This window comes from Mesorhizobium sp. M3A.F.Ca.ET.080.04.2.1 (assembly GCF_003952525.1).
Classification (GTDB): Bacteria; Pseudomonadota; Alphaproteobacteria; order Rhizobiales; family Rhizobiaceae; genus Mesorhizobium.
Map to the genome: position 1 here is coordinate 2,762,521 of NZ_CP034451.1, position 24,886 is coordinate 2,787,406.

Annotated in this window: 21 protein-coding genes, 1 tRNA gene and 1 pseudogene; 10 read left to right on the top strand and 13 right to left on the bottom strand. The window is 64.2% G+C overall.

The window, feature by feature from the left end; genetic code table 11:
- The first annotated feature begins 3 nt into the window (after positions 1 to 3).
- Positions 4 to 1,605 carry a cisplatin damage response ATP-dependent DNA ligase gene (locus EJ074_RS13195; RefSeq protein ID WP_095806600.1) on the top strand — a complete coding sequence of 534 codons (1,602 nt, stop codon included), beginning with the start codon at positions 4 to 6 and terminating at the stop codon, positions 1,603 to 1,605.
- Positions 1,606 to 1,779: 174 nt separating this feature from the next.
- On the opposite strand, the gene EJ074_RS13200 is transcribed toward EJ074_RS13195, so the two are convergent.
- Positions 1,780 to 2,985 (bottom strand): hypothetical protein, encoded by a 1,206-nt coding sequence (locus EJ074_RS13200; RefSeq protein ID WP_095806601.1) that lies wholly within the window; start codon positions 2,983 to 2,985, stop codon positions 1,780 to 1,782.
- A gap of 337 nt (positions 2,986 to 3,322) precedes the next feature.
- Here EJ074_RS13200 and EJ074_RS13205 point away from each other — a divergent pair.
- Positions 3,323 to 3,398: transfer RNA gene (locus tag EJ074_RS13205), tRNA-Thr, on the top strand.
- A gap of 87 nt (positions 3,399 to 3,485) precedes the next feature.
- Here EJ074_RS13205 and fghA read toward each other — a convergent pair.
- A complete protein-coding gene (gene fghA, locus EJ074_RS13210) occupies positions 3,486 to 4,322 on the bottom strand; it encodes an S-formylglutathione hydrolase (RefSeq protein ID WP_095806602.1) in 837 nt (278 codons plus the stop codon).
- Positions 4,323 to 4,529: 207 nt separating this feature from the next.
- Between fghA and EJ074_RS13215 the strand changes: the two genes are divergently transcribed.
- Positions 4,530 to 4,718 (top strand): DUF2158 domain-containing protein, encoded by a 189-nt coding sequence (locus tag EJ074_RS13215; protein ID WP_095806603.1) that lies wholly within the window; start codon positions 4,530 to 4,532, stop codon positions 4,716 to 4,718.
- A gap of 150 nt (positions 4,719 to 4,868) precedes the next feature.
- On the opposite strand, the gene EJ074_RS13220 is transcribed toward EJ074_RS13215, so the two are convergent.
- The 6 genes from EJ074_RS13220 to EJ074_RS13245 all read right to left on the bottom strand — a co-directional run bounded on the left by EJ074_RS13220 (position 4,869) and on the right by EJ074_RS13245 (position 10,616).
- Positions 4,869 to 5,126: a hypothetical protein gene (locus EJ074_RS13220; protein WP_095806604.1), complete on the bottom strand. Its 258-nt coding sequence runs from the start codon at positions 5,124 to 5,126 to the stop codon at positions 4,869 to 4,871.
- A 236-nt stretch (positions 5,127 to 5,362) separates the two neighbouring features.
- Positions 5,363 to 6,187, bottom strand: coding sequence for a dipeptide ABC transporter ATP-binding protein (locus EJ074_RS13225; RefSeq protein ID WP_095806605.1), 825 nt, complete (start codon positions 6,185 to 6,187; stop codon positions 5,363 to 5,365).
- 13 nt (positions 6,188 to 6,200) lie between these two features.
- A complete protein-coding gene (locus tag EJ074_RS13230) occupies positions 6,201 to 7,052 on the bottom strand; it encodes an ABC transporter ATP-binding protein (RefSeq protein WP_095806606.1) in 852 nt (283 codons plus the stop codon).
- On the bottom strand, positions 7,052 to 7,936 hold the full coding sequence (locus tag EJ074_RS13235) for an ABC transporter permease subunit (protein ID WP_245420377.1): 885 nt from the start codon (positions 7,934 to 7,936) through the stop codon (positions 7,052 to 7,054). The genes EJ074_RS13230 and EJ074_RS13235 overlap by 1 nt, the downstream gene beginning before the upstream one ends.
- Before the next feature lie 26 nt (positions 7,937 to 7,962).
- A complete protein-coding gene (locus tag EJ074_RS13240) occupies positions 7,963 to 8,970 on the bottom strand; it encodes an ABC transporter permease subunit (RefSeq protein WP_095806608.1) in 1,008 nt (335 codons plus the stop codon).
- Between the two features lie 47 nt (positions 8,971 to 9,017).
- Positions 9,018 to 10,616 (bottom strand): ABC transporter substrate-binding protein, encoded by a 1,599-nt coding sequence (locus tag EJ074_RS13245; protein ID WP_095806609.1) that lies wholly within the window; start codon positions 10,614 to 10,616, stop codon positions 9,018 to 9,020.
- A 480-nt stretch (positions 10,617 to 11,096) separates the two neighbouring features.
- Here EJ074_RS13245 and EJ074_RS13250 point away from each other — a divergent pair, with 480 nt between their 5' ends.
- Both EJ074_RS13250 and EJ074_RS13255 read left to right on the top strand, forming a co-directional pair.
- Positions 11,097 to 13,133 carry a long-chain fatty acid--CoA ligase gene (locus tag EJ074_RS13250; protein ID WP_095806610.1) on the top strand — a complete coding sequence of 679 codons (2,037 nt, stop codon included), beginning with the start codon at positions 11,097 to 11,099 and terminating at the stop codon, positions 13,131 to 13,133.
- A gap of 77 nt (positions 13,134 to 13,210) precedes the next feature.
- Positions 13,211 to 13,837, top strand: coding sequence for a 50S ribosomal protein L11 methyltransferase (locus EJ074_RS13255; protein WP_095806781.1), 627 nt, complete (start codon positions 13,211 to 13,213; stop codon positions 13,835 to 13,837).
- Here the strand turns inward: EJ074_RS13255 and EJ074_RS13260 are convergent.
- Together EJ074_RS13260 and pgi are read right to left on the bottom strand one after the other, a co-directional pair.
- On the bottom strand, positions 13,834 to 14,559 hold the full coding sequence (locus tag EJ074_RS13260; protein WP_095806611.1) for an HAD family hydrolase: 726 nt from the start codon (positions 14,557 to 14,559) through the stop codon (positions 13,834 to 13,836). The genes EJ074_RS13255 and EJ074_RS13260 overlap by 4 nt on opposite strands.
- Before the next feature lie 5 nt (positions 14,560 to 14,564).
- A complete protein-coding gene (gene pgi, locus EJ074_RS13265; protein ID WP_095806782.1) occupies positions 14,565 to 16,208 on the bottom strand; it encodes a glucose-6-phosphate isomerase in 1,644 nt (547 codons plus the stop codon).
- Positions 16,209 to 16,545: 337 nt separating this feature from the next.
- On the opposite strand from pgi, the gene EJ074_RS13270 reads away from it, so the two are divergent.
- Together EJ074_RS13270 and EJ074_RS13275 are read left to right on the top strand one after the other, a co-directional pair.
- Complete coding sequence (locus EJ074_RS13270) at positions 16,546 to 18,039, top strand: PLP-dependent aminotransferase family protein (RefSeq protein WP_095806612.1); 1,494 nt, start codon at positions 16,546 to 16,548, stop codon at positions 18,037 to 18,039.
- A 222-nt stretch (positions 18,040 to 18,261) separates the two neighbouring features.
- Positions 18,262 to 19,851: a trimethylamine methyltransferase family protein gene (locus EJ074_RS13275; RefSeq protein ID WP_095806613.1), complete on the top strand. Its 1,590-nt coding sequence runs from the start codon at positions 18,262 to 18,264 to the stop codon at positions 19,849 to 19,851.
- Positions 19,852 to 20,046: 195 nt separating this feature from the next.
- On the opposite strand, the gene EJ074_RS13280 is transcribed toward EJ074_RS13275, so the two are convergent.
- Entirely contained in the window at positions 20,047 to 20,445 is a 399-nt protein-coding gene (locus EJ074_RS13280; RefSeq protein WP_095806614.1) for a hypothetical protein, read from the bottom strand.
- Positions 20,446 to 20,571: 126 nt separating this feature from the next.
- Positions 20,572 to 22,377, bottom strand: coding sequence for an IlvD/Edd family dehydratase (locus EJ074_RS13285; RefSeq protein WP_095806783.1), 1,806 nt, complete (start codon positions 22,375 to 22,377; stop codon positions 20,572 to 20,574).
- A 150-nt stretch (positions 22,378 to 22,527) separates the two neighbouring features.
- On the opposite strand from EJ074_RS13285, the pseudogene EJ074_RS30595 reads away from it, so the two are divergent.
- Together EJ074_RS30595 and EJ074_RS30600 are read left to right on the top strand one after the other, a co-directional pair.
- Positions 22,528 to 22,635, top strand: a pseudogene (locus tag EJ074_RS30595) (SRPBCC domain-containing protein); the annotation flags it as partial.
- Positions 22,636 to 22,759: 124 nt separating this feature from the next.
- Positions 22,760 to 23,017 (top strand): SRPBCC domain-containing protein, encoded by a 258-nt coding sequence (locus EJ074_RS30600; RefSeq protein WP_245518829.1) that lies wholly within the window; start codon positions 22,760 to 22,762, stop codon positions 23,015 to 23,017.
- A 76-nt stretch (positions 23,018 to 23,093) separates the two neighbouring features.
- Here the strand turns inward: EJ074_RS30600 and EJ074_RS13295 are convergent, their stop codons facing one another.
- On the bottom strand, positions 23,094 to 24,278 hold the full coding sequence (locus EJ074_RS13295) for an Mrp/NBP35 family ATP-binding protein (protein ID WP_095806615.1): 1,185 nt from the start codon (positions 24,276 to 24,278) through the stop codon (positions 23,094 to 23,096).
- A 216-nt stretch (positions 24,279 to 24,494) separates the two neighbouring features.
- Here EJ074_RS13295 and EJ074_RS13300 point away from each other — a divergent pair, with 216 nt between their 5' ends.
- Positions 24,495 to 24,872 (top strand): VOC family protein, encoded by a 378-nt coding sequence (locus EJ074_RS13300; protein WP_095806784.1) that lies wholly within the window; start codon positions 24,495 to 24,497, stop codon positions 24,870 to 24,872.
- Positions 24,873 to 24,886: the final 14 nt, after the last annotated feature.

Genomic DNA, 24,886 nt, shown 5'->3' on the forward strand with positions numbered 1-24,886 from the left:
GCCATGAACCGCTTCGCCGAGCTCCTCGACCGGCTGGTGCTGACGCCGTCGCGCAACGGCAAGCTGACGCTGCTGGCCGATTATTTCCGCAGCGTGGAGGACCCCGATCGCGGGCTGGCGCTGGCCGCGATCACCGGCGATCTGTCGATCGCGGCGGTGAAGCCCGCGATGCTGCGCACGCTGGTGGTCGAGCGCATGGATCCGGTGCTGTTCGGCTATTCCTACGATTATGTCGGCGACCTTGCCGAGACGGTGTCGCTGGTCTGGCCGCAGCCCGCCGGCCATATCGCGAACCATGCCCCGACGCTGGCCGAGGTGGTCGGGAGATTGCAGGCGGCGAGCCGCTCCGATGGGCCAAGGGTGCTGGCGCGGCTGCTCGACAGCGCCAGCATTTCGGCGCGTTTCGCCATCATCAAGCTCGTCACCGGCGGCCTGCGCATCGGCGTGTCGGCGCGGCTCGCCAAGCAGGCGCTGGCCGATCTCGGCCATGTCGATGTCGCCGAGATCGAGGAACTCTGGCACGGGCTGGCGCCGCCCTATGTCGAGCTGTTCGCCTGGCTCGAAGGCCGGGCGGAAAAGCCGAAGAGCGCAGCGCTGGCGCTGTTCCGTCCGGTGATGCTCTCCAACGCCGTCGACGACGGCGACCTCGACAAACTCGATCCCGGCGACTACGCGGCGGAATGGAAGTGGGACGGCATCCGAGTGCAAGCGGTGTGCGAAAGCGGCATCCGCCGGCTCTATTCGCGCACCGGCGACGACGTCTCCGGCGCCTTCCCGGACCTGGCCGCGGCGATGGATTTCGAGGCGGCGCTGGATGGCGAGCTCTTGGTCGGCGACCCGCGCGAAGCCACCGGCACCTTCTCCGACCTGCAGCAGCGGCTGAACCGCAAGAGCGTGTCGCCAAAGATCCAGCAGCAATATCCAGCCTTCATGCGCTGCTACGACGCGCTGCAGATCGACGGCGAGGATTTGCGCGGCCTGCCCTTCGCCGAGCGCCGCACACGGCTCGAGGCCTTCGTCAAGACGCTCGATCCCAGCCGCTTCGACCTCTCGCCGCTGGTCGAATTTCGGGACTGGGGAGCGCTGGAGCGGCTGCGCCAGACGCCGCCGCATCCGATCATCGAAGGGGTGATGCTGAAGCGCTGGGATTCCGCCTATCTCGCCGGACGGCCGAAGGGACCCTGGTTCAAATGGAAACGCGATCCGCACACGGTCGACGCGGTGCTGATGTATGCGCAGCGCGGCCACGGCAAGCGCTCGAGCTTCTATTCCGACTACACATTCGGCGTCTGGGCCGGACCGGAAGGATCGGAAGAGCTGGTGCCGGTCGGCAAGGCCTATTTCGGCTTCACCGACGAGGAGCTGAGGCAGATCGACAAATATGTCCGCGACAACACGATCGAGCGGTTCGGACCGGTGCGCTCGGTGCGCGCCGACCGCAGGAACGGCCTGGTGCTGGAGGTGGCCTTCGAAGGCCTGAACCGATCGACGCGCCACAAGTCGGGCGTCGCGATGCGCTTCCCGCGCATCTCGCGGCTGCGTTGGGACAAGCCGGCGGCCGAGGCCGACCGGATCGAGACGCTGCAGGCGCTGCTCGACAGCTGATTAGATAAAATCCGAGCTCGGGCAATTCCAGGAAAAGTGTGTAGCGGTTTTCCGTCCGGAATTGCGCACAATCAAAAACTTAGAGCGGGTCAGCGATTCTGTGAAAGCTGAACTGCTCTAGTTGCCCCATCCCACCCGCGCCTGCTTCGGACTGGCGTGGCAACGACCGACAACTCACTGCGCGATCGAAACGCGGACTTCGTAGATGTCGACGGATTTGCCTTGCTTGTCGAAGTCGGAGTTGATGGCGATGGTGCCTGCGGCGCCCGGATGCTTGTCCGGGAACTGCACGTCGAACAGATATTCGTTGCGCTCGTGGCCGACAGCATAGCGCTTGCGGCCGCAATCGCCGAGTTCGCCGAAATTGCAGTCGACCGAAATCTGGGTCTCCTTGCCCTCTTCCGAGCGGGCGATGATGTCGAACATGGCATGCTTGCCGGCGAGCTTTTCCAGCACGCCCTGGCCGACGTCGAAGGCGATGGCCGAGCCGGAGGCCCCGGAGCGGATGCGCAGGAACTGACCGGTATCGTCCTTCATCACCTCGGCAGCGGCGTCGGACGGGGTGCTGACATGCGTCGGATCGCTGGGCGAAAACACATTGATCCAGTTCTTGGCCTGGTCCGCCTCGCCCGGCTTCTGCGGCGAGCCGGCTTCGCCGGGCTGCGAGGAGTCTTCTTCCTCGATGGTCGGAGGCGCTTCCGGCGGGCCGGTGTCGAGCTGCGCGGCCGTCTTGAAGACGCCGGTCTGGATCGCGAAATAGAGGCCGATGCCGGCGGCGGCCAGCAGCGTCGCGACAACGAAGATCGCCGTCAGCGGCAGGCGCCGGCCCCTGATCCGGCGTTCGTCACGATCCGGCGCCACCTCGGCGCCACCGCTGCCGACCGGAGCCCCGGGAGAATCATCGAGCGACGGCGCATCCGGCAGTGCCGTTTCATCCGGCATGATGTCGGGCACGACGGGCAGCACGCGCGAGCGCGGCACGTCCGACGTGTCAGGCTGAACCGGCCCGTCGACCTGGATCGCCGGCGGCGGTGCCGCTTCAGCCGGCGCCTGCCCCGGCGCGTCCACCGGCGGCGCCGAATCCTGCGGCGACTGATCGACAGCAGGCGTCGCCGCTCCATCTGCGACCGCCAGCGTTATGCTATCCGGCGGCAGCGTTACGTCCGGAACCGCCGGCAGGAATTCGGATTCGATCTCGGTGATCTTGGCCTGCACCGCCTTGCGGCGGCTGATCGCGGCCTCGACCGTCAGGTTAGGATTGGCCTGCAGCACGCGATCCAGCGCCGCAAAGGCCGAGCGGTAGACCCTCTCGCGGAACGCCCGGTCCTCGGCATTGCCTTTTTCGAAGGCGTTGCGGATCGCTTTCTCGATGGCGTCCAAGCGAGATCCCTCTGCACGTGCGCTGCCATCCGATGATCGTTGGCCGCAGGCGACCAACCAAGCAACGGACGAGCGGCTGCCTTTGCCAGCGCGTCCAAAGCCCCATTTCGGCGGTTTTTGCTGGGGAATCAACACCTTTTTATGGATCGGGGCCGGCTGGGATTTGCCGCCGATCACGCGATCAACCACACCAGCCGATGGGCGGGCGAGAAGACGCGAACCGCATGGCGCAGCCGCGTTCGAGGCGAATTGGCCCGAATTCGCCGCTGAGCATCTTGAATTGGCGGCCGGTTGAGTCTATCACGCAGCGCATCTTGGAAGCCCAGCGCTTCCCCGGGCCGCTTTAGCTCAGTTGGTAGAGCACATCATTCGTAATGATGGGGTCGCGTGTTCGAGTCACGCAAGCGGCACCAGTTTTCACTTCCGGCCAACACAGGATAACGCCCCTCCCGCCCGATCTGAAGTTCGGTCGTCTGGGCAAGCAACTGGCGTTGCGGTCCCTACCTGGCCAGCCGCTCGGCATGCCACTTCAGATGGTCGCCCATGAAGGTCGACATGAAGTTGTAGGAATGGTCGTAGCCGTCCTGCATGCGCAACGTCAGCTCGATGCCTGCCTTGCCGCAAGCCTCTTCCAGCAACCATGGACGCAGACCGTCCTGGAGGAACCCGTCGGCGGTGCCCTGGTCGACCAGGAATTCGGCGAAGCGGTAGCCGTCCTCGATGAGCAGCGTGGTATCGTAGGCGCGCCAGTTCTTCTCGTCCCGTCCGAGATATTTCTCGAATGCCGGGCGCGACCAGCCTGCGGTGCTGGGCTGCACGATCGGCGCAAAGGCCGAGCAGCTCTTGAACCGTTCCGGATTCTTCAGCGCGATCGTCAGCGCGCCATGCCCACCCATCGAATGGCCAAAGATCGACTGGCGCGACATGTCGACCGGAAAATTGGCGGCCAAGAGCGCCGGCAATTCCTCGATGAGGTAGGAGTACATGCGGTAGTTCTTGGCATAGGGCTCCTGCTTGGCGTCGAGGTAGAAGCCGGCGCCACTGCCGAATTGCCAATTGTCCTTTTCGTCCGCAATGTCAGGTCCGCGCGGGCTGGTGTCGGGGCAAACGACGACGAGGCCCAGTTCGGCCGCCTGGCGCCGGTACTCGCCCTTGTCCATGACATTGGCGTGCGTGCAGGTCAGGCCCGACAGGTACCAGAGGACGGGCAATGGCCCTTCCTTGGCCTGCGGCGGCACAAAAACGGCAAAGGTCATGTCGCAGGCGCAGACCTCGGAGGCGTGGGAATAGACGCCCTGGATGCCGCCATGCGCTTTGGATGTGGAGATGACCTTCATCGGTTCTGCCTTTCGTCGCGGATTTTCGAACCGGCTTAGCTGCCCGACCGGGCACCCGCAACCTCGGAGCTTGCAAAATCGAAGCCGCCCTGAGGCAAGAAGCGGTTTTGCCGCTTCCAGCATCCTGCAGCAACCGGCGAAAAGCATCGGCCATTGTTGGGCGCGGCGTTTGGTGGGAGAATCCCGGCATCAGCATGGGAGGTCAAAATGCCCTACAGTTTCAAGACCGGTGACGTCGTCAGGCTGAAATCCGGGGGCCCGCAAATGACGATCAGCGACGGCGCCGCCTCGGGCACTTATCTTTGCCACTGGTTCAACCGCGAGGGCGACGTCTGGACACCGCAGCATGCCGGCTTCAAGCCGGACCAACTGGTGGTCGTGGACACGCCGAAATAGCTTCGCGGTCAGTCGTGGATCACTCTGGTCGGGCGTGGTGCCGTCGCTCGGGAAGAATGTCGGGTTTGACCGCTCGATGCGTGCGCGAAGAAACGCCCGCGCCGTTTCCGGAGCGGGCGTCCAAGGCGATCCTTTGAAGGATCACCAGTTTCAATGACCCGGGTGCCAGCGGTGATGGTACCAGAAGCCGGGGTGCCAATGGCGCCTCGGCCGGATCAACATGCGGTGGTTCGGCACGCAATTGCCCCAGCGGTTCATGTGCCAGCCGGGACCGCATCGCCAGCCGACGCTTTCGATCGGCAGCGGAGCGGCGCTTGGCTTTGCCATGGGCATTGCCTGCGAGCCGACGCTGGACAGCATCAAGGTGCCTGCGGCGACGGCAAGGGGCAGAATATATCTGGTGAGCATGAGTAGGATTCTCCGTGGTCACCCCCGCGACCAGATAGCACGTGGCCGGCTGAATGCGGGGTGAACGGCGCGATCACATATCCGTCAGTGGATCGTGACGTCCTCAACCCCGCGATCGTTTCAGCGAGCCATCGAGCCTATCGCCTCTCTCGCCATCCGGCGTCGCGTCGCAGGCGGCGGGCCGTTCTGTGACGCGCTCATATTGGGAGAGCACGCGATCGCGCCTGACCTTGGCCTCAGGCCGCCTTCTTCGCCAGTCTCGCTTTGATCGAGGCGATGTCGGCGCGCGGCGTGGCGGCAAACAGCGTCTTGGTGTAGCCGTGCTGCGGGTTGGAGAAGACCTCCTCGCGCGGGCCGTATTCGACCGCTTCGCCGAAATACATGACCATCACGTCGTCGGCGATGTAGCGCACCACCGAAAGATCGTGGCTGATGAAGACATAGGTCAGTTGGAATTCGTCCTGCAGGTCGGCGAGCAGGTTGAGCACCTGCGCCTGCACCGAGAGGTCGAGCGCCGAGACCGGCTCGTCCAGCACCAAGAGGCTCGGGTTCAGCATCAGCGCGCGGGCAATGGCGATGCGCTGGCGCTGGCCGCCCGAGAACATATGCGGATAGCGGTTGTAGTGCTCGGGTCCGAGGCCGACCTTCTTCAGCATCTTCATGGCGAGGTCGCGCCGTTCCTCGGCCGGCTTGTCGGTATTGATGAGCAGAGGCTCGCCGAGCACGTCGCCGATCTTCTGGCGCGGGTTGAGCGAACCATACGGGTTCTGGAACACGATCTGCACCTTGCGGCGCATCTCCTTGCTCAGGCCGTCCCTTGCGATGTCGACCTTGTTGCCGTCGATGTAGAGCTCGCCGGACGTCGCCGGATCGATCAGCGTGATGATGCGAGCGAGGGTGGACTTGCCGCAGCCGCTTTCGCCGACGATGGCCAGCGTCTTGCCTTTCTCGACGCTGAAGGTGACTCCCTTCACAGCGTGCACGGTGCGCGCGGGGCGGAACAGCCCGCCTCCGACATGGTAGTCGCGCACGATGTTCTTGCCTTCGACGACCTTGGTCATGCGCTGGCTCCAGTCATGCCCTGGCTTCCGAGGGCGCCGGCTCGAACAGCATGTCGGAGACGGTCGGCAGCCGGTCGCCGACGGCGTTCTCAGGCAGCGCCGAAAGCAGCGCGCGCGTGTAGTTGCTCTTCGGCGATTCAAAGAGCGACAGCACGTCGGCCTCCTCCATCTTGCGGCCCTTGTACTGGACGATGACACGGTCGGCGGTTTCGGCGACAACGCCCATATTGTGGGTGATCATGATCAGGCCCATGCCGTACTTGGCCTGCAGCGAGACCAGCAGATCGAGGATCTGCTTCTGGATGGTGACGTCGAGCGCCGTCGTCGGCTCGTCGGCGATCAGCAGCTTCGGATTGCAGGCGATCGCCATCGCGATCATCACGCGCTGGCACTGGCCGCCCGACATCTGGTGCGGGAAGGAGTTGAGCCGCTCGGCCGGCTCGGGAATGCCGACCTGCTTCAGGAGCTCGATGGCCCGCGCCCGGCGTTGCGCGCGATCCATGCCGAGATGGAAGCGCAGCACCTCCTCTATCTGGAAGCCGACGGTGAAGCAGGGATTGAGGCTGGCGATCGGCTCCTGGAAGATCATCGCGATATCCTTGCCGATGATCTTGCGGCGGTCGGCCGGACTGATCTTGAGGAGATCGCGGCCGTTGAAGCTCATGCGGTCGGCGGTGACGGTGGCCGTCCACGGAAGCAGGCCCATCACGGCCAGCATCGACACCGATTTGCCGGAGCCGGATTCGCCGACGATGGCAAGCACCTCGCGCTCGTCGACATGGAGCGACACGCCGTCGACGGCGCGGAACGGACCGGACGCGGTCTGGAACTCGACGACGAGATTCTGGATGTCGAGCAGCGCCATCACGACCTCCTGAGCTTCGGATCGAGCGCATCGCGCAGACCGTCGCCGATCAGGTTGATGGCAAGCACGGTGATGAGGATCGCCAGGCCCGGGAAGGTCACCACCCACCAGGCGCGCAGGATGAACTCGCGCGCGGAGGCGAGCATCGTGCCCCATTCCGGCGTCGGCGGCTGCGCGCCGAGGCCGAGGAAGCCGAGAGCGGCGGCTTCGAGGATGGCGTTGGAGAAGGACAGCGTGCCCTGAACGATCAATGGCGCCAGGCAGTTGGGCAGGATCGTCGCCAGCATCAGGCGCAGATGGCCGGCGCCGGCCACCTTAGCCGCCACGACGTATTCGCGACTCTTCTCGGCCATGACGGCAGCGCGCACCAGGCGGGCGAAATGCGGCTGCAGCACCAGCGCGATCGCCAGCATCGCATTGAACAGGCCCGGACCAAGGATGGTGACCAGCACCAGCGCCAGAAGCAGCGACGGGAAGGCGAGGATGAGATCCATGACGCGCATGATCGCGACATCGACCCAGCCGCGGAAATAGCCGGCGAGCAGGCCGAGCGTGATGCCGCCGACCAGGGCCAGCGTGACGACGACGGCGCCGATCAGCAGCGAGAAGCGGGCGCCATAGAGCAGGCGCGAGAGGATGTCGCGGCCGACCGGGTCGGTGCCGAGGATATATTGCGAGCTGCCGCCGGTCTGCCATGCCGGAGGCCTGAGGAACGCCGTCTTGTCCTGGACGTCAGGCGCATAGGGCGCAAGCAGCGGCGCAAACAGCGCCGCCAGCACCAGCAGGATGAACACCAGCAGGCCGATCACGGCGCCGCGGTTGACGGAGAAGTAATGCCAGAAGGTCCTGAGGCCGGTGAGGCGATCCGGACTGCCGGCGGCCATTGGGGCGATTTCGGTCGACTGGCTCATCACGCTGCCCGTATGCGCGGATTGATGACGGCGTAGAGCACGTCGACGATGAGGTTCACGGCCATGACGATGAGCGCGATCAGAAGCAGACCCGACTGTACGACGACATAGTCGCGCTTGAAGATGGAATCGACCATCCACTTGCCGATGCCCGGCCAGGCGAAGATGGTTTCGGTGAGGATGGCTCCGGCCAGCAGCGTGCCGACCTGCAGGCCGATGGTGGTGACCACCGGGATCAGCGCGTTGCGCAAAGCGTGCACGCCGACGACGCGGGCCGCCGATAGCCCCTTGGCGCGCGCGGTGCGGACATAGTCCTCGCCCAGCACCTCGAGCATGGCCGAGCGCGTCTGGCGCGCGATGACCGCCAGCGGAATGGTGCCGAGCACGATCGCCGGCAGCACGAGATGACTGAGCGCCGAGCGCAAGGCGTCCCATTTGCCGTAGATGATGCTGTCGATGGTCATGAAGCCGGTAATCGGCTTGAGGAAGAACTGCAGACCCATGCGGCCGGACACCGGCGTCCAGCCGAGATAACCGGAAAAGAAGATGATGAGCAGCAGGCCCCACCAGAAGATCGGCATGGAATAGCCGACCAGCGCAGTGCCCATCAGCGACTGATCGAACCATGAGCCGCGCTTGACGGCGGCGAAGATGCCGGCGGGGATGCCGAGCACCATGGCGAAGATCATGGCGAAGAAGGACAGTTCCAGCGTTGCCGGGAAGAGTGTCTTGAACTCCTCGATGACCGGACGCTTGGACGAGATCGAGACACCGAAATCGCCGGTGGCGACTTCCCCGACATAGCGCGCATATTGCTCCCAGATCGGCAGGTTGTAGCCGAACTGTTCCTTGAGCTGCTCGTAACGGGCGGGACTGACGCCATGCTCACCGGCCATGGCGAGGATCGGATCGCCGGGCAGCAGCCGGACGAAGGCGAAGGCGCAGATGGTGATGCCGACCAGCGTCGGGATCAGGAGCGCGATCTTATTGAGGAGATATCGGATCATCTTGAAAAAGGGGGCGGCGCCATTCCGCGCCGCCCGCCCTAGAGGTTCTATTCGGCCTTGTCGACGCCGTCGAAGCGATGGATGCCGAGCGGGTCCATCATGAAGCCGCTGACGTTCTTGCGCACGACCGCATAGACCTGGCTGTGCGCCAGCAGGAAGGCCGGAGCCTGCTTCTGGAAGATGACCTGCGCCTGCTCGTAGAGCTTGGTGCGCTCGGCTTGATCGCTGGTCTTCTTGGCCTTCTGGATCAGATCTTCGAAGTCCTTGTCGCACCAGCTGGAGTAGTTCGAGACGCCGATGGCGGAGCAGGCAAACAGGGTGGCGAAGAAGTTGTCCGGATCGCCATTGTCACCGGTCCAGCCGATCTGGAAGGCGCCGGGGCGCTCCTTCTTCTTGCCTTCCTCGCGGTACTTCGTCCACTCGTAGTTGACGATCTCGGCCTTGACGCCGACCTTGGCCCAGTCGGCCTGGATCAGTTCGGCGGCGCGCTGGAAGTTCGGGTTGTACGGACGAACGCGGTCGGATGCCCAGAGCTGGATTTCCTTCAGCCCGGCATCGGCCAGCACCTTCTTGGCAGCATCCGGATCGTAGGAATCGAACTTCACGTCCTTGTTCCACGACCACATGGTCGGCGGGATCAGGTTCTGGGCCGGCGTCGCGCCGGCGTCCTGGAACAGCGACTTGATCAGCGCTTCCCGGTCGATGGCCTGGTTGAGCGCATGACGCACCTCGGGCTTGTCGAGCGGCGGGATGGTCGTGTTGTAGCTCATATAGCCGATGTTCAGACCGGCCTGGTCCATCAGGGTCACGTCCTGGTTGGCCTTGATCGTGGCGATATCGGCCGGGTTCGGATAGGGCGCCACATCGCATTCGCCGGCCAGCACCTTCTGGATGCGGGCGGTGGCGTCAGGCGTGATGGCGAAGACGAGGTCGTCGATCTTCTCCTTGCCCTTGAAGTAGTCGGGGTTCGCCGCATAGCGGATGACCGAATCCAGCTGATAGTCGACGAATTGGAACGGGCCGGTGCCGATCGGCTTGGTCGAGAAGTCGGCCATCTTGCCGTCCTTCTGGAGCTGGTCCGCATATTCCTTCGATACGATCGAGGCGAAGTCCATGCCGAGATTGGCCAGCATCGGCGCATTCGGCTCGGTCAGCGTCAGCTTGACGGTCAGGTCGTCGACCTTCTCCCACTTGGCGACGTATTTCGGCATGTCCATGCCGGTGTAGTAGTCCCAGGTCAGGTTCGGCAGATACTTGTCGCCATTCCAGGGATTTTCCTTGTTGAACTGGCGATCGAAGGAGAAGACCACGTCATCGGCATTGAGGTCGCGCGTCGGCTTGAAATAGTCGGTGGTCTGGAACTTCACGCCCTTGCGCAGATGGAAGGTGTAGACCAGGCCGTCGTCCGAGATTTCCCATTTTTCGGCCAGGCCGGGCTCGATCTCGGTGCCGCCATGCTTGAACTCGACCAGGCGCGAATAGACGGTACGCGACGAGGCATCGAAATCGTTGCCGCCGGTCGTGGTACCCGGATCGAAGTTGGCCGGCGACGCTTCCGAGCAATAGACAAGCGTCTTTGCATTGGCCATCCCGCCAAGGACGCTTGCAGCCAGCAACGCGGCTGCAAAAGCCATTGTCTTTTTCATTGAGCACTCCCTGATGTTCTTCCAAGCCCCTCTATCAGGCTCGCGAAGCGCGCATATAAGCACCGTTTTCAGGGCTTTGGAACACCCCGCTTGCGTACCCCATGGGAAGCAGGAAAAGAATCCGAAATTTGCTCAAATCGCAGAAAAAACGAGCAGATTTTTCTGCTCACGACATTGTTAACGACTGCATTTTTTTATTGATCGCCCGCCCCTCGAAAATCGGCCGCCTCGCCTTCCATCAGCGCCGCGTTGCAGCCCAAGCCTCTCCCGCAAGAGAGCAGGAGAACGGATTTTCGACGGCAGATCTTTCCCGCTGCTGCCGCTGGGGCAAGACTTGCACGGCCGCAGCCAGAGGCAATACATAGACAGAACGCCGGATTTCTTGGGAGCCTTGTCGGCTGCAGCGGAGGACGCTTTCGAAAACGGAGGCAAGCGCGGCAGACGAGGCAGGCAAGACTAGGAACGCCAGGGAGGGAAGAGTTGGCAAAGGCAGCAAAGAGGACGGTTTCAAAGGCAAAAGCCGCCGCAAAGCCGGCCGTGGGGACCGGCGCGTCCAACGCGTCTTTAGCCAAGACCGCCGCCGCGCCGAAGCCGAAGGCTGCCGCCAAGCCGGCAGCAAAGTCAAAGGCTGCCGCCAAGCCGGCAGCAAAGTCGAAGGCCGCCGCCAAGCCGGCAGCAAAGTCGAAGGCCGCCGCCAAACCCGCCGCCGCAAAGCCGGCCAAGACTGGCCCGAAAGCGGCGGCCAAGCCTGCGGCAGCCAGACCCGCGGCCAAGATCACGCCGGCGGCCGCGGCTTCCGCCCCAGCCAAGCGTCTGCCGAAGGCGATCACGGAGCTTACCGCCGGACTGCCGCAGAAACCGTGGCTGAAGAACTATCCCAAGAACATGCCGGCCGAGATCGGACCGCTGTCCCACAACTCCATCGGAGACTTCCTCGTCGCCGCCTGCAGGCAGTTTGCCGGCCAGCCGGCTTTCGTGTGCATGGGCAAGTCAGTCTCCTATGCGGAACTCGAGCGGCTTTCGGCCGCCTTCGGCGCCTATCTGCAGTCGAAGGGACTGGAGAAGGGCGCGCGCGTGGCGCTGATGATGCCCAACGTGCTGCAATATCCGGTGGCGATGATGGCGGTCCTGCGGGCCGGCTTCACAGTGGTGAACGTCAACCCGCTCTACACGCCGCGTGAACTGGAGCATCAGCTCAAGGATTCGGGCGCGCAGGCGATCGTCATTCTCGAAAACTTCGCCAACACCTTGCAGGCCGTCATCGCCCGCACGCCGGTCAAGCATGTCGTGGTCGCGACGATGGGCGACATGCTCGGCGCCCTCAAGGGCACAATCGTCAACCTCGTCGTGCGCCGGGTGAAGAAGATGGTTCCCGCCTGGTCGCTGCCCGGCCATGTCGGCTTCAACGCCGCGCTGAAGCAGGGCGCGGCGCTAAGCTTCGAGCAGGCCACCGTTTCGGGCGACGACATCGCCTTCCTGCAGTATACGGGCGGAACGACCGGGATCTCGAAGGGCGCAACGCTGCTGCATCGCAATGTTTTGTCCAATGTGGCGCAGAATTCGCTCTGGGTAGAGGATGCCTACACCGTCAAGCCGAAGCCGGCGCACCTCAACTTCGTCTGCGCGCTGCCGCTCTATCACATCTTCGCGCTGACGGTGAATGCGCTGATGGGCATGCAGCAAGGCGCCCAGAACGTGCTCATCCCCAACCCGCGCGACATACCGGGCTTCGTCAAGGAACTGCAGAAATACCCGATCCACATCTTCCCCGGGCTCAACACGCTGTTCAACGCGCTGCTCAACAATGAGGATTTCCGCAAGCTCGACTTCAAGCCGCTGATCCTGACGCTGGGCGGCGGCATGGCGGTGCAGAAGGGCGTGGCCGAGCGCTGGAAGGCGCTCACCGGCCGGCCTGTGAGTGAAGGCTACGGGCTTTCCGAAACCTCGCCGGTGGCGACCGCCAACAAGTTCAGCTCCAGCGAGTTTACCGGCACGATCGGCCTGCCGCTGCCATCGACCGAGATCGCCATCCGCGACGACGACGGCAACAACGTGCCGCTCGGCGAGGTGGGCGAGATCTGCATCCGCGGCCCGCAAGTGATGGCAGGCTACTGGAACCGGCCTGACGAAACCGCCAAGGTGATGACCAAGGACGGCTTCTTCAAGTCGGGCGACATGGGCTTCATGGACGACCAGGGTTACACCAAGATCGTCGATCGCAAGAAGGACATGATCCTGGTCTCCGGCTTCAACGTCTATCCCAACGAACTGGAAGAGGTGGTGGCCCAGCACCCCGGCGTGCTCGAAGTGGCGGCGATCGGCGTGCCGGACGAGCACTCCGGCGAGGTGCCAAAGCTGTTCGTGGTCAGGAAGGATCCGGCGCTGACCCTCGAGACGCTGACCGCCTATTGCCGCCAGAACCTGACCGGCTACAAGCGGCCGAAATACATCGAATTCCGCACCGAATTGCCGAAGACGCCGGTCGGCAAGATCCTGCGGCGCGCGTTGCGGGAGTAGATTTGAGCCGCGAAACTGCCGGCGCAACCGAAGAGCGGGCCACACGGCTCGACCCGGCCGAATTCATCAAGGCGAACATGGGCTTATCGCCGGTGCCGTCGCTGCCGGAGATCCGCCTCTACACGGCGCATCCCGGCAGCGGGCTGAGGCGGCTGCTCGAGCCGGACGATGATGCCGAGGGCTACGCGGCCGAGCCGCAGCCGCCTTACTGGGCCTATGCCTGGGCCGGCGGCGCGGTGCTGGCGCGCTTCGTTCCCGACCGGCCATCGATCGTCGCCGGCCGCCGCGTGCTCGATCTCGGGGCCGGCTCCGGCCTGGTCGGAATTGCCGCGGCAAAGGCCGGGGCGCGCGCGGTGATAGCGGCGGAGATCGATCGCAACGGTGTTGTCGCGCTCGGCCTCAACGCGCAAGCCAACGGCGTTGCCATCTCGATTGTCGGCGAGGACATTACCGCCGGTTCGCCGCCGGCGATCGACCTGGTGCTCGCGGGCGATATCTTCTACGCGAAGCAGGTCGGGCAGCGGATGATGCCATTCCTCGACCGCTGCCTCGCCGCCGGCATTGACGTGCTGGTCGGCGATCCCGGCCGCGCCTGGCTTCCCCGATCCCGGCTTCGCCTGCTGGCGGAATATCAGGTGGCAGATGTCGGAGGAAACGGCGGTAGGGAGGCGAGGCCAAGCGGGGTGTTTGCGTTGAGCAGCTAACCCGCCGCCACGCTCACCCGCGCCGACAAGAAATCCGGCAGGTCGGCAACCGAATCCAGAACGACATCGGCGATCGACGCCAACGAGTCGCGCGTGCCGGTTCCGGAGAGAACGCCGACCGCCAGTCCGCAGCCGCCGGCGCGGGCCATTTCGAGGTCGTGGCGATTGTCTCCCACCATGGCGATCTCCGGCGGCCTCAGCCCGGTCAGATCGCAGAACGCGAGGACGGTGTCCGGCGCCGGCTTGGGATTGGCGACCGAATCATAGCCGTAGGCGGCTTCGAAGAGCTGCGCCACACCGAGCGTCACCAGGGTCTTCTCGGCGCCGCTGGTCGAATCGTTGGTGGCGACGCCCAACCGAAAGGACTGCCTGTGCAGCAGCCGCAGCGATTCCACGACCCCCGGCAGCGCGACAGCCATGGACGAACCCTGCACCGAAGTGATCTCGTTGAAACGGCGAACCGCAAGCAGTTGATCCTCGTCCGAGAGGCGGGGGAACCAGAGTTCGACGACATCCATGTTGGAGCCGGAAGCAAAGATCGAATCGGGCTTGAAGCGCTTGCTGACGAAGTCGAAGCCGGCGGCGGCGAGCAGCCTGTCGGCCTTCCAGCGATCGCCCTCGGCAGCGTCCATGGCCATGAAGTCGGCTATGCCGAGCCAGGTTGCGTTGAAGTCGACAAGCGTGCCGTCCTTGTCGAACAGAATTCCCTTGATATCCGCCAATCTTTTTACTCCGCGCCGCGCAATTGGTGGATATGAGCCACCAGTCCGGCAGTCGAGGCGTCGCGGTTTGCGGCAGTCTCCTTGCCTTCAACGACAGGCAACAGGCCCGTCGCCAATTCCTTGCCCAATTCGACGCCCCACTGGTCGAACGAGTTGATGTTGAACAGCGTCCCCTCGACGAAGACGCGATGCTCGTAAAGCGCGATCACCCGCCCGAGCGTACGCGGATCGAGCTTCCTGTAGAGAATGGTCAGCGACGGCCTGTTGCCGGAGAAGACGCGGTGTGGTGCGATCTTGTCGACATCGGCGGGCTTCATGCCTTTGCCCAGCATCTGCGCGCGCGCCTCTTCCAGCGTGCGCCCCTTCATGAAAGCTTCCGCCTGCGCCAGGCAGTTGGCGAGCAGTAGGTCATGATGCTGCTTCAGCTCAGGCTCGTGGCTGACGGCGGCGGCGAGGAACTCGACCGGGATGAAGTCGGTGCCCTGATGCAGCAACTGGAAGAAGGCGTGCTGGCCGTTGGTGCCGGGCTCGCCCCATACCAGCGGCCCCGTCGGCGTGGCCACCGCGCCGCCATCGAGCGTCACGCTCTTGCCGTTCGATTCCATGTCCAGTTGCTGCAGGTAGGCCGGCAGCCTGGACAGGCGTTGGTCGTAGGGTATGACGGCGCGGGCCGGATATCTGCAGACCACCCGGTGCCACCAGCCGATCAGTCCGAGCAAAACGGGCAGGTTCTCTTGCAGCGGTGCTGAGCGGAAATGCTCGTCCATCTCATGCGCGCCGTCGAGGAAGGCGCGGAAGTTGCGCGGGCCGATGGCGATCATCACCGGAAGGCCGATGGCGCTCCACACCGAATAGCGGCCGCCGACCCAGTCCCAGAAGCCGAAGACGCGATCGGAAGCGATGCCGAATTTCGCCACAAGATCGAGCGCGGTCGAGACGGCGGCGAAATGCTTGCCGATCGCCTCCTTGCCCAGCGCCTTCTCCACCCATTTGCGGGCGGTCTCGGCGTTGGTCATCGTCTCGACAGTGGTGAAGGTCTTGGAGGCGACGATGAACAGTGTCGTTTCCGGGGAAAGCTCCTTCAGCGTGTCGTGAATATGGGCGCCGTCGACATTGGAGACGTAATGCGCGCTGGGCCCGTCATGGTAGGGCGCCAGCGCCAGCGTGACCATGGCTGGACCGAGATCGGAGCCGCCGATGCCGATGTTGACGATGTCGGTGATCTTCTTGCCGGTAGCGCCCGCCGCCTTGCCCGAACGGATGGCATCGGCGAAGGCACCCATGGCGTCGAGCACGGCTAGGACGTCGGCCTGGACGTCCTGACCGTCGAGCACGATCCCCTTGCCGGTCAGGTTGCGCAGCGCCGTGTGCAGCACGGCACGGTTCTCGGTGATGTTGATCTTCCTGCCTTCGAACATGGCGCTGCGGCGGCCTTCGAGATCGGCGGCGCCGGCCAGTTTTTCCAACATCGCCATCGTTTCGGCGTCGACCGCGCATTTCGACCAGTCGAGCAGGAGGTCTCCGTCGGTGGCGGAAAACCGCTCAAAGCGCATTGGATCAGCCGCGAAAACCTCGCGCATCGTGCCCTTGGCCGCCGCGCGCTGTTCGCGCAAGGCGGCGACTTGCTTGTCGAAGGAAGATTGATCCACTGTCGGGCTCCTGGCGGTTTTTGCGGCCATCTTAACAGGCTGGATGTTTCCGGCGCATGTCGTCGCGTTCGCGGTTGCGGCAAATTTATCCGACTGAATTCCCTTCGATTCAAGCGCGGCAATGACGCAGCGCGTCACGCTTTGTTTACGCAGTGCAGCATCGCTTGAGGCAATGGATCGCTTCCGCCACCAATGGATCATAAATCCCAGTGACCAATGGATCACTGGCATAAATCCCAGCGATCAGAAAAATTGATTGGCGCAACCCCTTGTGCCACCCATACACTCGACTGGTCCAGCCAAGTGAAAACAGCTGGCCATCCGAGGAACATCTCCCATGCCACAGCGCAATGACACGGCCATATGGTCCGGCCTGTTCCGGATTTCGGCCGAATCCGGACAAACCCTCCAGGCGCAGATCCGCCAGGCGATTGTCGCAGCCATCCTCGACCGCCAGATCGCCGCGTCGATGCCGCTGCCATCCTGCCGGATTCTGGCCGAAAAACTCGGCGTTGCCCGCGGCACGGTGGTGCTGGCCTTCCAGCAGCTGGTCGACCAGGGCTTCCTGGTGGCGCGCGAGCGGCGCGGCCATTTCGTCAATCCGGACGTGCTGGCGACGCCCGCCAAGCCGCACCAGAAGGCGCCGGACCAGCAGAACGAGATCGACTGGAAGGCGCGCCGGCAGATCGCAGCCAGCGACATGCCGCCGCCGGCCAAGCACGACAACTGGATCAAATCCTCCTATCCCTTCGTCTACGGCCAGTTCGACCCGGCGCTGTTCCCGACCGCCGAATGGCGCGAGTGCAACCGCATGGCGCTCGCGGTGCTGGAGATCCGCAATTGGGCGTCCGACATGGTGGACCGCGACGACCCGCTGCTGATCGAGCAGATCCAGGCCAGGCTTCTGCCGCGGCGCGGCATCTTCGCCAACCCGGACGAGATCATCGTCACCCTGGGGGCGCAGAACGCGCTCTACATGCTCGCATCGCTGCTGATGACCAAGGGCTCGAAGGTGGCGATGGAAGATCCGGGCTATCCCGACGCCCGCTCGATCTTCCGCCTGGCCGGCGCCGATATCCAGCCGGTTCCGGTCGACCAGTCCGGCATCGTGACCTCTTCGATCCCGCAGGATTCCGGCTTCGTCTTCGTCACGCCCAGCCACCATTGCCCGACCATGGTACCGATGTCGGCGGAACGGCGACAGGATCTCCTGGCGCGGGCCAACCGCAACAACCAGATCATCATCGAGGACGGCTATGACAGCCAGTTGCTCGACGAGGCGCCGCAGCAGGCGCTGAAGAGCCTCGACCGCTCGGGCCGGGTGATCTATGTCGGCTCGATGTCGAAGACGCTGGCGCCGGGCCTCAGGCTTGGCTACATCGTCGCCTCGGCAGGGCTGATCGCCGAACTTCGCGCGTTGCGCCGCTTCATGCTCAGGCATCCGCCGGCTAACAACCAACGCGCCGTCGCACTGTTCCTGTCGCTCGGCCATCACGAGGCGCTGGTGCGCAGGCTCTCCACCGCTTTCGACGAGCGGCGCAAGCGTCTGGTCCATGCGATTTCCGCTTTTCTGCCAGAGTGGCGCTCGACCGACTCGGCCGGCGGTACATCGCTCTGGCTGGAGGGTCCGCGCGGCACCGATTCACGCGGCCTGGCTGAAGCGGCCGCCTCGCGCAGCGTCATCATCGAACCCGGCGACCGCTTCTTCGACCGCAGCGAAAAACCCACGCGTTTCATGCGCTTGGGCATCTCCTCTATCTCGCTGCAGCACATTGAGCCCGGCATCCGGGAACTCGCCACGGCAGCCGGCCGCAGACCCGCCGCGGCCTGATCATAGGGACCAACTTCTTGAAAGGGAGGCGGCGCAAGCCGGCTCCCTTTGCTTTTGCACTCGCTTGTGCTTTAGCACCTTGGCATATCCGACGGCACAGGCTGGCTCATAGGCTGTACCAATGCCGGCGGCATAGTCGAGCAACAAAGGGGATGAGGCAGGCCGATGGTGGACCAACCGCCGCGCATCCTGCCCCGAAAAAGCTAAGGTGGAGTGCCTTCCATGTCAGTGGCTCTCGAGAAGCAGGAAGCGGCGGCGGACCAGCGTTCGCGGCGCTCCGGCGGGCGCGAAGCGCGCCGCGCGATGCGGGCGGCGCCCCTCGCCGACGACATCCGTCCGGTACGGGCCGGCCTCGAGGGCGGCAGCTACGGGCCATTGAGCCTGAACGATCGCGAGCGCATCCACGAGGCGGTGCTGACGCTTCTGGAGACGGTCGGCTTCGCCAACGCCATCCCGTCCTGCATCGAGGCGCTGACCAGGGCCGGTGCGACCTATGGCGATGACGGCCGCATCCGCCTGCCGCGAGCGCTGGTCCTCGACACGATAAAAACGGCGGCGCGGCACTTCACGCTGCACGGCCAGGACCCGAAGCATGACATGGTGATCCAGGGCAAACGTGTGCACTACGGCACGGCGGGGGCCGCCGTGCATCTGGTCGACGTCGAGAAGCGCGAATATCGCGAATCGCAGCTGCAGGACATCTATGACGCGGCCCGCCTCGTCGACGGACTCGACAACATCCATTTCTTCCAGCGCACCATGGTGCCGCGCGACATCCCGGATCCGCTCGAGATGGACTTCAACACGCTCTACGCCTGCGTGATGGGGACATCCAAGCATGTCGGCACCTCGTTCACCGTGCGCGAGAACGTCAAGCCGGCCCTGGAGATGCTCTATGCGATCGCCGGCGGCGAGGAGAATTTCCGCGCACGACCCTTCGTCTCCAACTCGAACTGCTTCGTGGTGCCGCCGATGAAGTTCGCCGAGGATGCCTGCGGCGTACTCGAAGCCTGCGTCGAGGGCGGCATTCCGATCCTGCTTCTGTCGGCCGGCCAGGCGGGTGCCACGGCGCCGGCGGCGATTGCGGGCGCTGTTGTCCAGGCGGTGGCGGAAGTGCTGATGGGCCTGGTCTATGTCAACGCGATCAAGCCTGGGCATCCGGCGATCTTCGGCACCTGGCCGTTCGTCTCGGACCTCAGAACCGGCGCCATGTCGGGCGGCTCGGCCGAGCAGTCGGTGCTGACCGCCGCCTGCGCGCAGATGGCGCAATATTACGACCTGCCGGGCGGTTCGGCCGCCGGCATGACCGACTCGAAACTGCCCGACATCCAGGCCGGCTACGAGAAGGGCATCACCAATGTGATGGCGGGTCTGTCCGGCCTCAACCTCGTCTATGAATCGGCCGGCATGCACGCCTCGCTGCTCGGCTTCTGCCTGGAAAGCCTGATTATCGACAACGACATGCTCGGCCACTGCCTGCGCTGTGTGCGCGGCGTCGAGGTGACGGACGATGCCTTGTCGATCGAGACGATTGCCGATGTCTGCCTGAAGGGGCCGGGGCACTACCTCGGCAACGAGCAGACGCTGAAGCTGATGCAGACCGAATATTTCTACCCTGCGGTCGGCGACCGCTTCTCGCCAAAGGAATGGAACGAGAAGGGCCGGCCCGACATATTGCAGCGGGCGATCGCCGAGAAGAAACGGGTGCTGGCCGAGCGTTTTCCGCGCCACATCTCAAGGCTGGTCGACGACAAGCTGCGCGCCCGCTTCGGCGAAATGATCAAGCTGTCGCGCATCAAGATGGGCGGCTGATCTTCAGGTGAGGCCGGCCTGCAAACGGCATCTTCCTGCGCTTCCGGTGCTCACGTACTTTAAGTACGCTCCGCTCCGGCCTTCGCCGGCCGAAGCCGTCACAAGTGTTTCCGCTCTATGAAGGCTACGGCCGGCGTAGGCCGGTTCTCGGAAAATGCCGTTTTCGACTCGGCCTGACCTGAACCTCAACGCATCCTACTCCGCGGTCAGTCCGTAGCGCTCGACGACCTCGGCATTGATCAGCTTTGCGTGCAGCGTCATCAGCACGATCTGCGCGTCGAGACTGTCGCCGGCTTCGAGCGCGGCCTCCATGCGGCGCTCGGCTTCCAGCGTCGCCTCGCTGCCATTGGCCTGCTCGAAGGTTTCCGGTCCGGCGACGCAATAGCTGCAGAGTTGCGCGACCGACGTGTAGGCGTGCGGCGGCGGGTCCTGCGGCCAATGATCCTTCATCAGATTGACGATGGTGAGCTTGACGCCCTCCGGCACCAGGGCCGGATGCAGGTCGGCCGCGCGCAGGGCGTCGTCGAGCTGACGCAGGTCGCCCGAGCGGCCGAACACGCCGAGGAAGCCGAGAGATGAGCGCCGCCTGGTCATGATGGTCTTGCCCCGGAGCCGGTCGAGATGACGCTTATCTGGATATCCGGCGCGGCCGAAGCAAGGCGAGATGAAGGGCGACCCGCCTGCCGGCAGGCCGCCCCGTTTGACCCTACTGAATACAGGTCAGTGGTTGTCGCGCGGCACGCCCCTGGTATGCGCGACGTCCTGGTACTTCACTGCCGGCTTCAGCACCATGCCGGCCGAGAACTGGTCGACCATGCCGCGCTGGATCTCCTGCCACGGCGTCTGGTGCTCGGGATAGTGATAGCCGCCATTGCCCTGCAAGGCTGCGCGCCGCTTGGCGATCTCCTCGTCGCTGACCAGGATGTTGGCCGTGCCCTTCTTGAGGTCGATGCGGACGCGATCGCCGGTCTTGAGCAGCGCAAGGCCGCCGCCGATCGCCGCTTCCGGCGAGGCGTTGAGGATCGACGGCGAGCCGGAGGTGCCGGACTGGCGGCCGTCGCCGATGCAGGCGAGCGCATGGATGCCCTTCTTGATGAGGTGGGCCGGCGGCTGCATGTTGACCACCTCGGCTCCGCCCGGATAGCCGACCGGACCGGCGCCGCGCATGAACAGGATCGTATTCTCGTCTATGCCTTGCGCCGGATCGTCGATACGGGCGTGATAGTCCTCCGGCCCGTCGAACACCATGGCGTTGCCCTCGAAGGCCTCCGGATCCTTCGGATTGGACAGATAGCGCTCGCGGAATTCCGGCGAGATGCCGCTGGTCTTCATGATCGCGGAATCGAACAGGTTGCCCTTCAGGTTGATGAAACCGGCATTGGCCTTCAGCGGCTTGTCGATGCTGCGGATGACATCGTGATTCTCGTTGACCGCGCCGCGGCAATTGTCGCCGATCGACCTGCCGTTGGCAGTGAGGGCATCGGGGTGGGGGAGCACGCCGCCCCTCATCAGTTCGGCGACAACCGCGGGCACACCGCCGGCATGGTGATAGTCCTCGCCGAGATACTCGCCCGTCGGCTGCAGGTTGACGATCAGCGGCACGTTGAGGCCGACCTTCTGCCAGTCGTCATTGTCGAGCGGCACACCGAGATGACGGGCGATCGCGTTGAGATGGATCGGCGCGTTGGTTGAGCCGCCGATCGCCGAGTTGACGACGATGGCATTCTCGAAGGCCTGGCGGGTCATGATGTCGGAAGGCTTCAGGTCCTCATGCACCATGTCGACGATACGCCTGCCTGTCTCGTAGGCGATCTGGCCGCGCTCGCGATAAGGCGCGGGGATGGCGGCCGAACCCGGCAGTTGCATGCCGAGCGCCTCGGCCAGCGAGTTCATGGTGGTGGCGGTGCCCATGGTGTTGCAATAGCCGGTCGAGGGCGCCGAGGAGGCGACGATGTCCATGAACTCGTCATAGTCGATCTCGCCGGCCGAAAGCCGCTGGCGCGATTCCCAGACGATGGTGCCCGAGCCGGTACGCTTGCCCTTGTGCCAGCCGTTGAGCATCGGCCCGACCGAAAGTGCGATGGCCGGAATATTGACGGTGGCCGCTGCCATGAGCAGCGCAGGCGTGGTCTTGTCGCAGCCGATGGTCAGCACGACGCCGTCGAGGGGATAGCCGTAAAGCACCTCGACCAGACCGAGATAGGCGAGGTTGCGGTCGAGCGACGCAGTCGGCCGCTTGCCGGTTTCCTGGATCGGATGACACGGGAACTCGAAGGGAATTCCGCCCATCGACACAATGCCCTCGCGCACGCGCTTGGCAAGCTCGAGATGGTGGCGGTTGCAGGGCGAGAGATCCGACCCCGTCTGGGCGATGCCGATCAGCGGCTTGCCGGACATCAGTTCGGCACGCGTCAGTCCGTAGTTGAGGTAACGCTCGAGATAGAGCGCCGTCATGCCCGGATTGTCGGGATTGTCGAACCACTCCTGCGAGCGAAATTTCTTCTTCTTGGTTGGGGCGCCGGCCATCATGGTCTCCGTATTTGTATGACAAATCGATATGACAACGCGTGCATGCAAGCAAGAGGCAGCCGCGCCACGAACCCGCACTTTGGTGCGATAGACATATAGCGGGGCCCGCGCTAGGACCAATCGGAGCCAGCAATCCGGGAGGTTTTGATGGCTTTGGTGATCGAAGGCGAGGAGCGCATCGCCGCACCCCTGCAAAAAGTGCGGGAAGGGCTCAACGACCCTGCCATCCTGAAGGAGGCCATTCCCGGCTGCCAAGGTCTCGAAAAGAAATCCAACACTGAGATGGCTGCTACCGTGGTGCCGAAGATCGGGTCGATCAAAAGGCGACGTTCAACGGCCGGTCACGCTGAAGAATCTCAAACCGCCGCATTCCTATACGATCCAGGGCGAAGGCAAGGGCGGTATCGCCGGCTTCGCCAAGGGCGGCGCCGATGTGACGCTGGCTGCCGACGGTGCGGACACGACGATCCTGAAATATGCGGCGATGGCCGATGTCGGCGGCAAGATCGCCCAGCTCGGCAGCCGGCTGATCCGAGTCGACGTCGAAGAAGCTTGCCGGTCAGTTCTTCTCGACGTTCGGCCAGAAGGTTGGCGCGTCGCGCTGAAAACGGATCCAGGCGGCGCGCTTGTCTTATGACTTTGCTTGCCGAATGGGCGAGAAAGAACCGCTGCACAGTTTTGCGCACATGCAGTAATGCTCCCCGAAAGCAGGGTCACTCGAACACGATCGACGGCACGGCGGCTTCCGCCGCGCCGCGCTCCTCCTGAACCCTGTTCCAGACCTTCGAAGCGATGTCGCGATAGATCCTGGCCTCGGCACCCTCCGGCTTGGAAGCAACAACCGGGGCGCCGGCGTCGGAGCTTTCGCGGATACCCATCTCGAGCGGCACCTCGCCAAGGAAAGTGACGCCGAGCCGTTCGGCCTCGCGGCGCGCTCCGCCATGGCCGAAAATGTCGTAGCGCTTGCCGGTGTCGGGGGCGAGGAAATAACTCATGTTCTCGACGATGCCGAGCAGCGGCACATCGACCTTCTTGAACATGTTGAGGCCCTTGCGGGCGTCGATCAGGGCGAGATCCTGCGGCGTCGAGACGATTACGGCTCCGGCAAGCGGCACCTGCTGCGCCATGGTGAGCTGGGCGTCGCCGGTGCCGGGCGGCATGTCGACCACCAGCACGTCGAGCTGGCCCCATTCGACTTCGCGTAGCATCTGCGTAAGCGCCGACATCACCATCGGGCCGCGCCAGATCATCGGCGTCTCCTCATCGACGAGGAAACCCATCGACATCACCTTGAGGCCGTAATTCTGCATCGGCTTCAGGATCTTGCCGTCGACGGTCTGCGGCCGGCCGCGGATGTTGAGCAGCCGCGGCATCGACGGGCCATAGATGTCGGCATCGAGCACGCCGACCTTCAGCCCGTTGGCGGCAAGGCCGAGCGCCAGGTTGACGGCAGTCGTGGATTTGCCGACGCCGCCCTTGCCGGAGGCAACCGCGATGATCGCATCGATGCCGGGCACGCCGCGCTTGCCGTGGCTCTGCGAAGCCGGCGCCTGCGGCACGGCACGCTGCGGCGCCGCCGGTGCAGCGGGCCGTGGCGGCGCTGCCTGCGACGACTGGCGGGGCGGGACCGGCGCCTCCATGCCGCCGCCCTTCTTCTCCGCGGTCAACGCGACGACGGCGTTTGCGACACCCGGAATCGCCTTGACCGCACGCTCGGCGGCTGCGCGCAACGGCTCCAGTTCCTGGGCGCGGGCAGCGGGCACGGTGATCGAGAAAAACACCTTGGAGTCGGCGATGAAAATCTCGGAAACCATTCCGAGATCGACGATGTTGCCGGTGAAGTCCGGCCCGTTCACCGTCTTCAGACGCTCGATGACGGATTCCTTGGTGACGGCCATGATCTTTCCTCAGCTTTATGCGTTCCAGATAGTGCAGTTTCCCGGCAGAACCAAGCCGTGGCGCAGCGGCGCACCCGGCGTGCCAAGGGAGAGATCGGCAGGTGCCCGAAGTGCGGAAGGCTCCGGCGAGGCAGGAGTTCCATGGCCAATCGGATCATGCGCCCTATGTCGATCCGTGAGCGACGTGGGCGCGACAATCCGCAGGAGGAGACAGCCATGCTCGAAAACAGCAATGCTACAGCCAACCTGGCGGTGAAGGACCTGGAAAGGGCCAAGGCCTTCTATGAGGGAACGCTGGGGCTCAAGAAGGTGGACGAGATGGGGGAAGAACTGGCCGTCTACAAAAGCGGCGACACCAACATCAACGTTTATCATTCGGAATTCGCCGGAACCAACAAGGCGACGGCTGTGACCTGGACAGTCGGGAGCCAGATCGACGCAATCGTCCAGAAGCTGAAATCGAAGGGCGTCGCATTCGAGCACTATGAGATGCCCGGCCTGACTCTCGCGGGCGACATTCATGTCGGCCACGGCATGAAGGTGGCCTGGTTCAGGGATCCCGACGGCAACATTCTGTGCCTTGCGGGCGAGTAGGTTCGGCGGGCGGT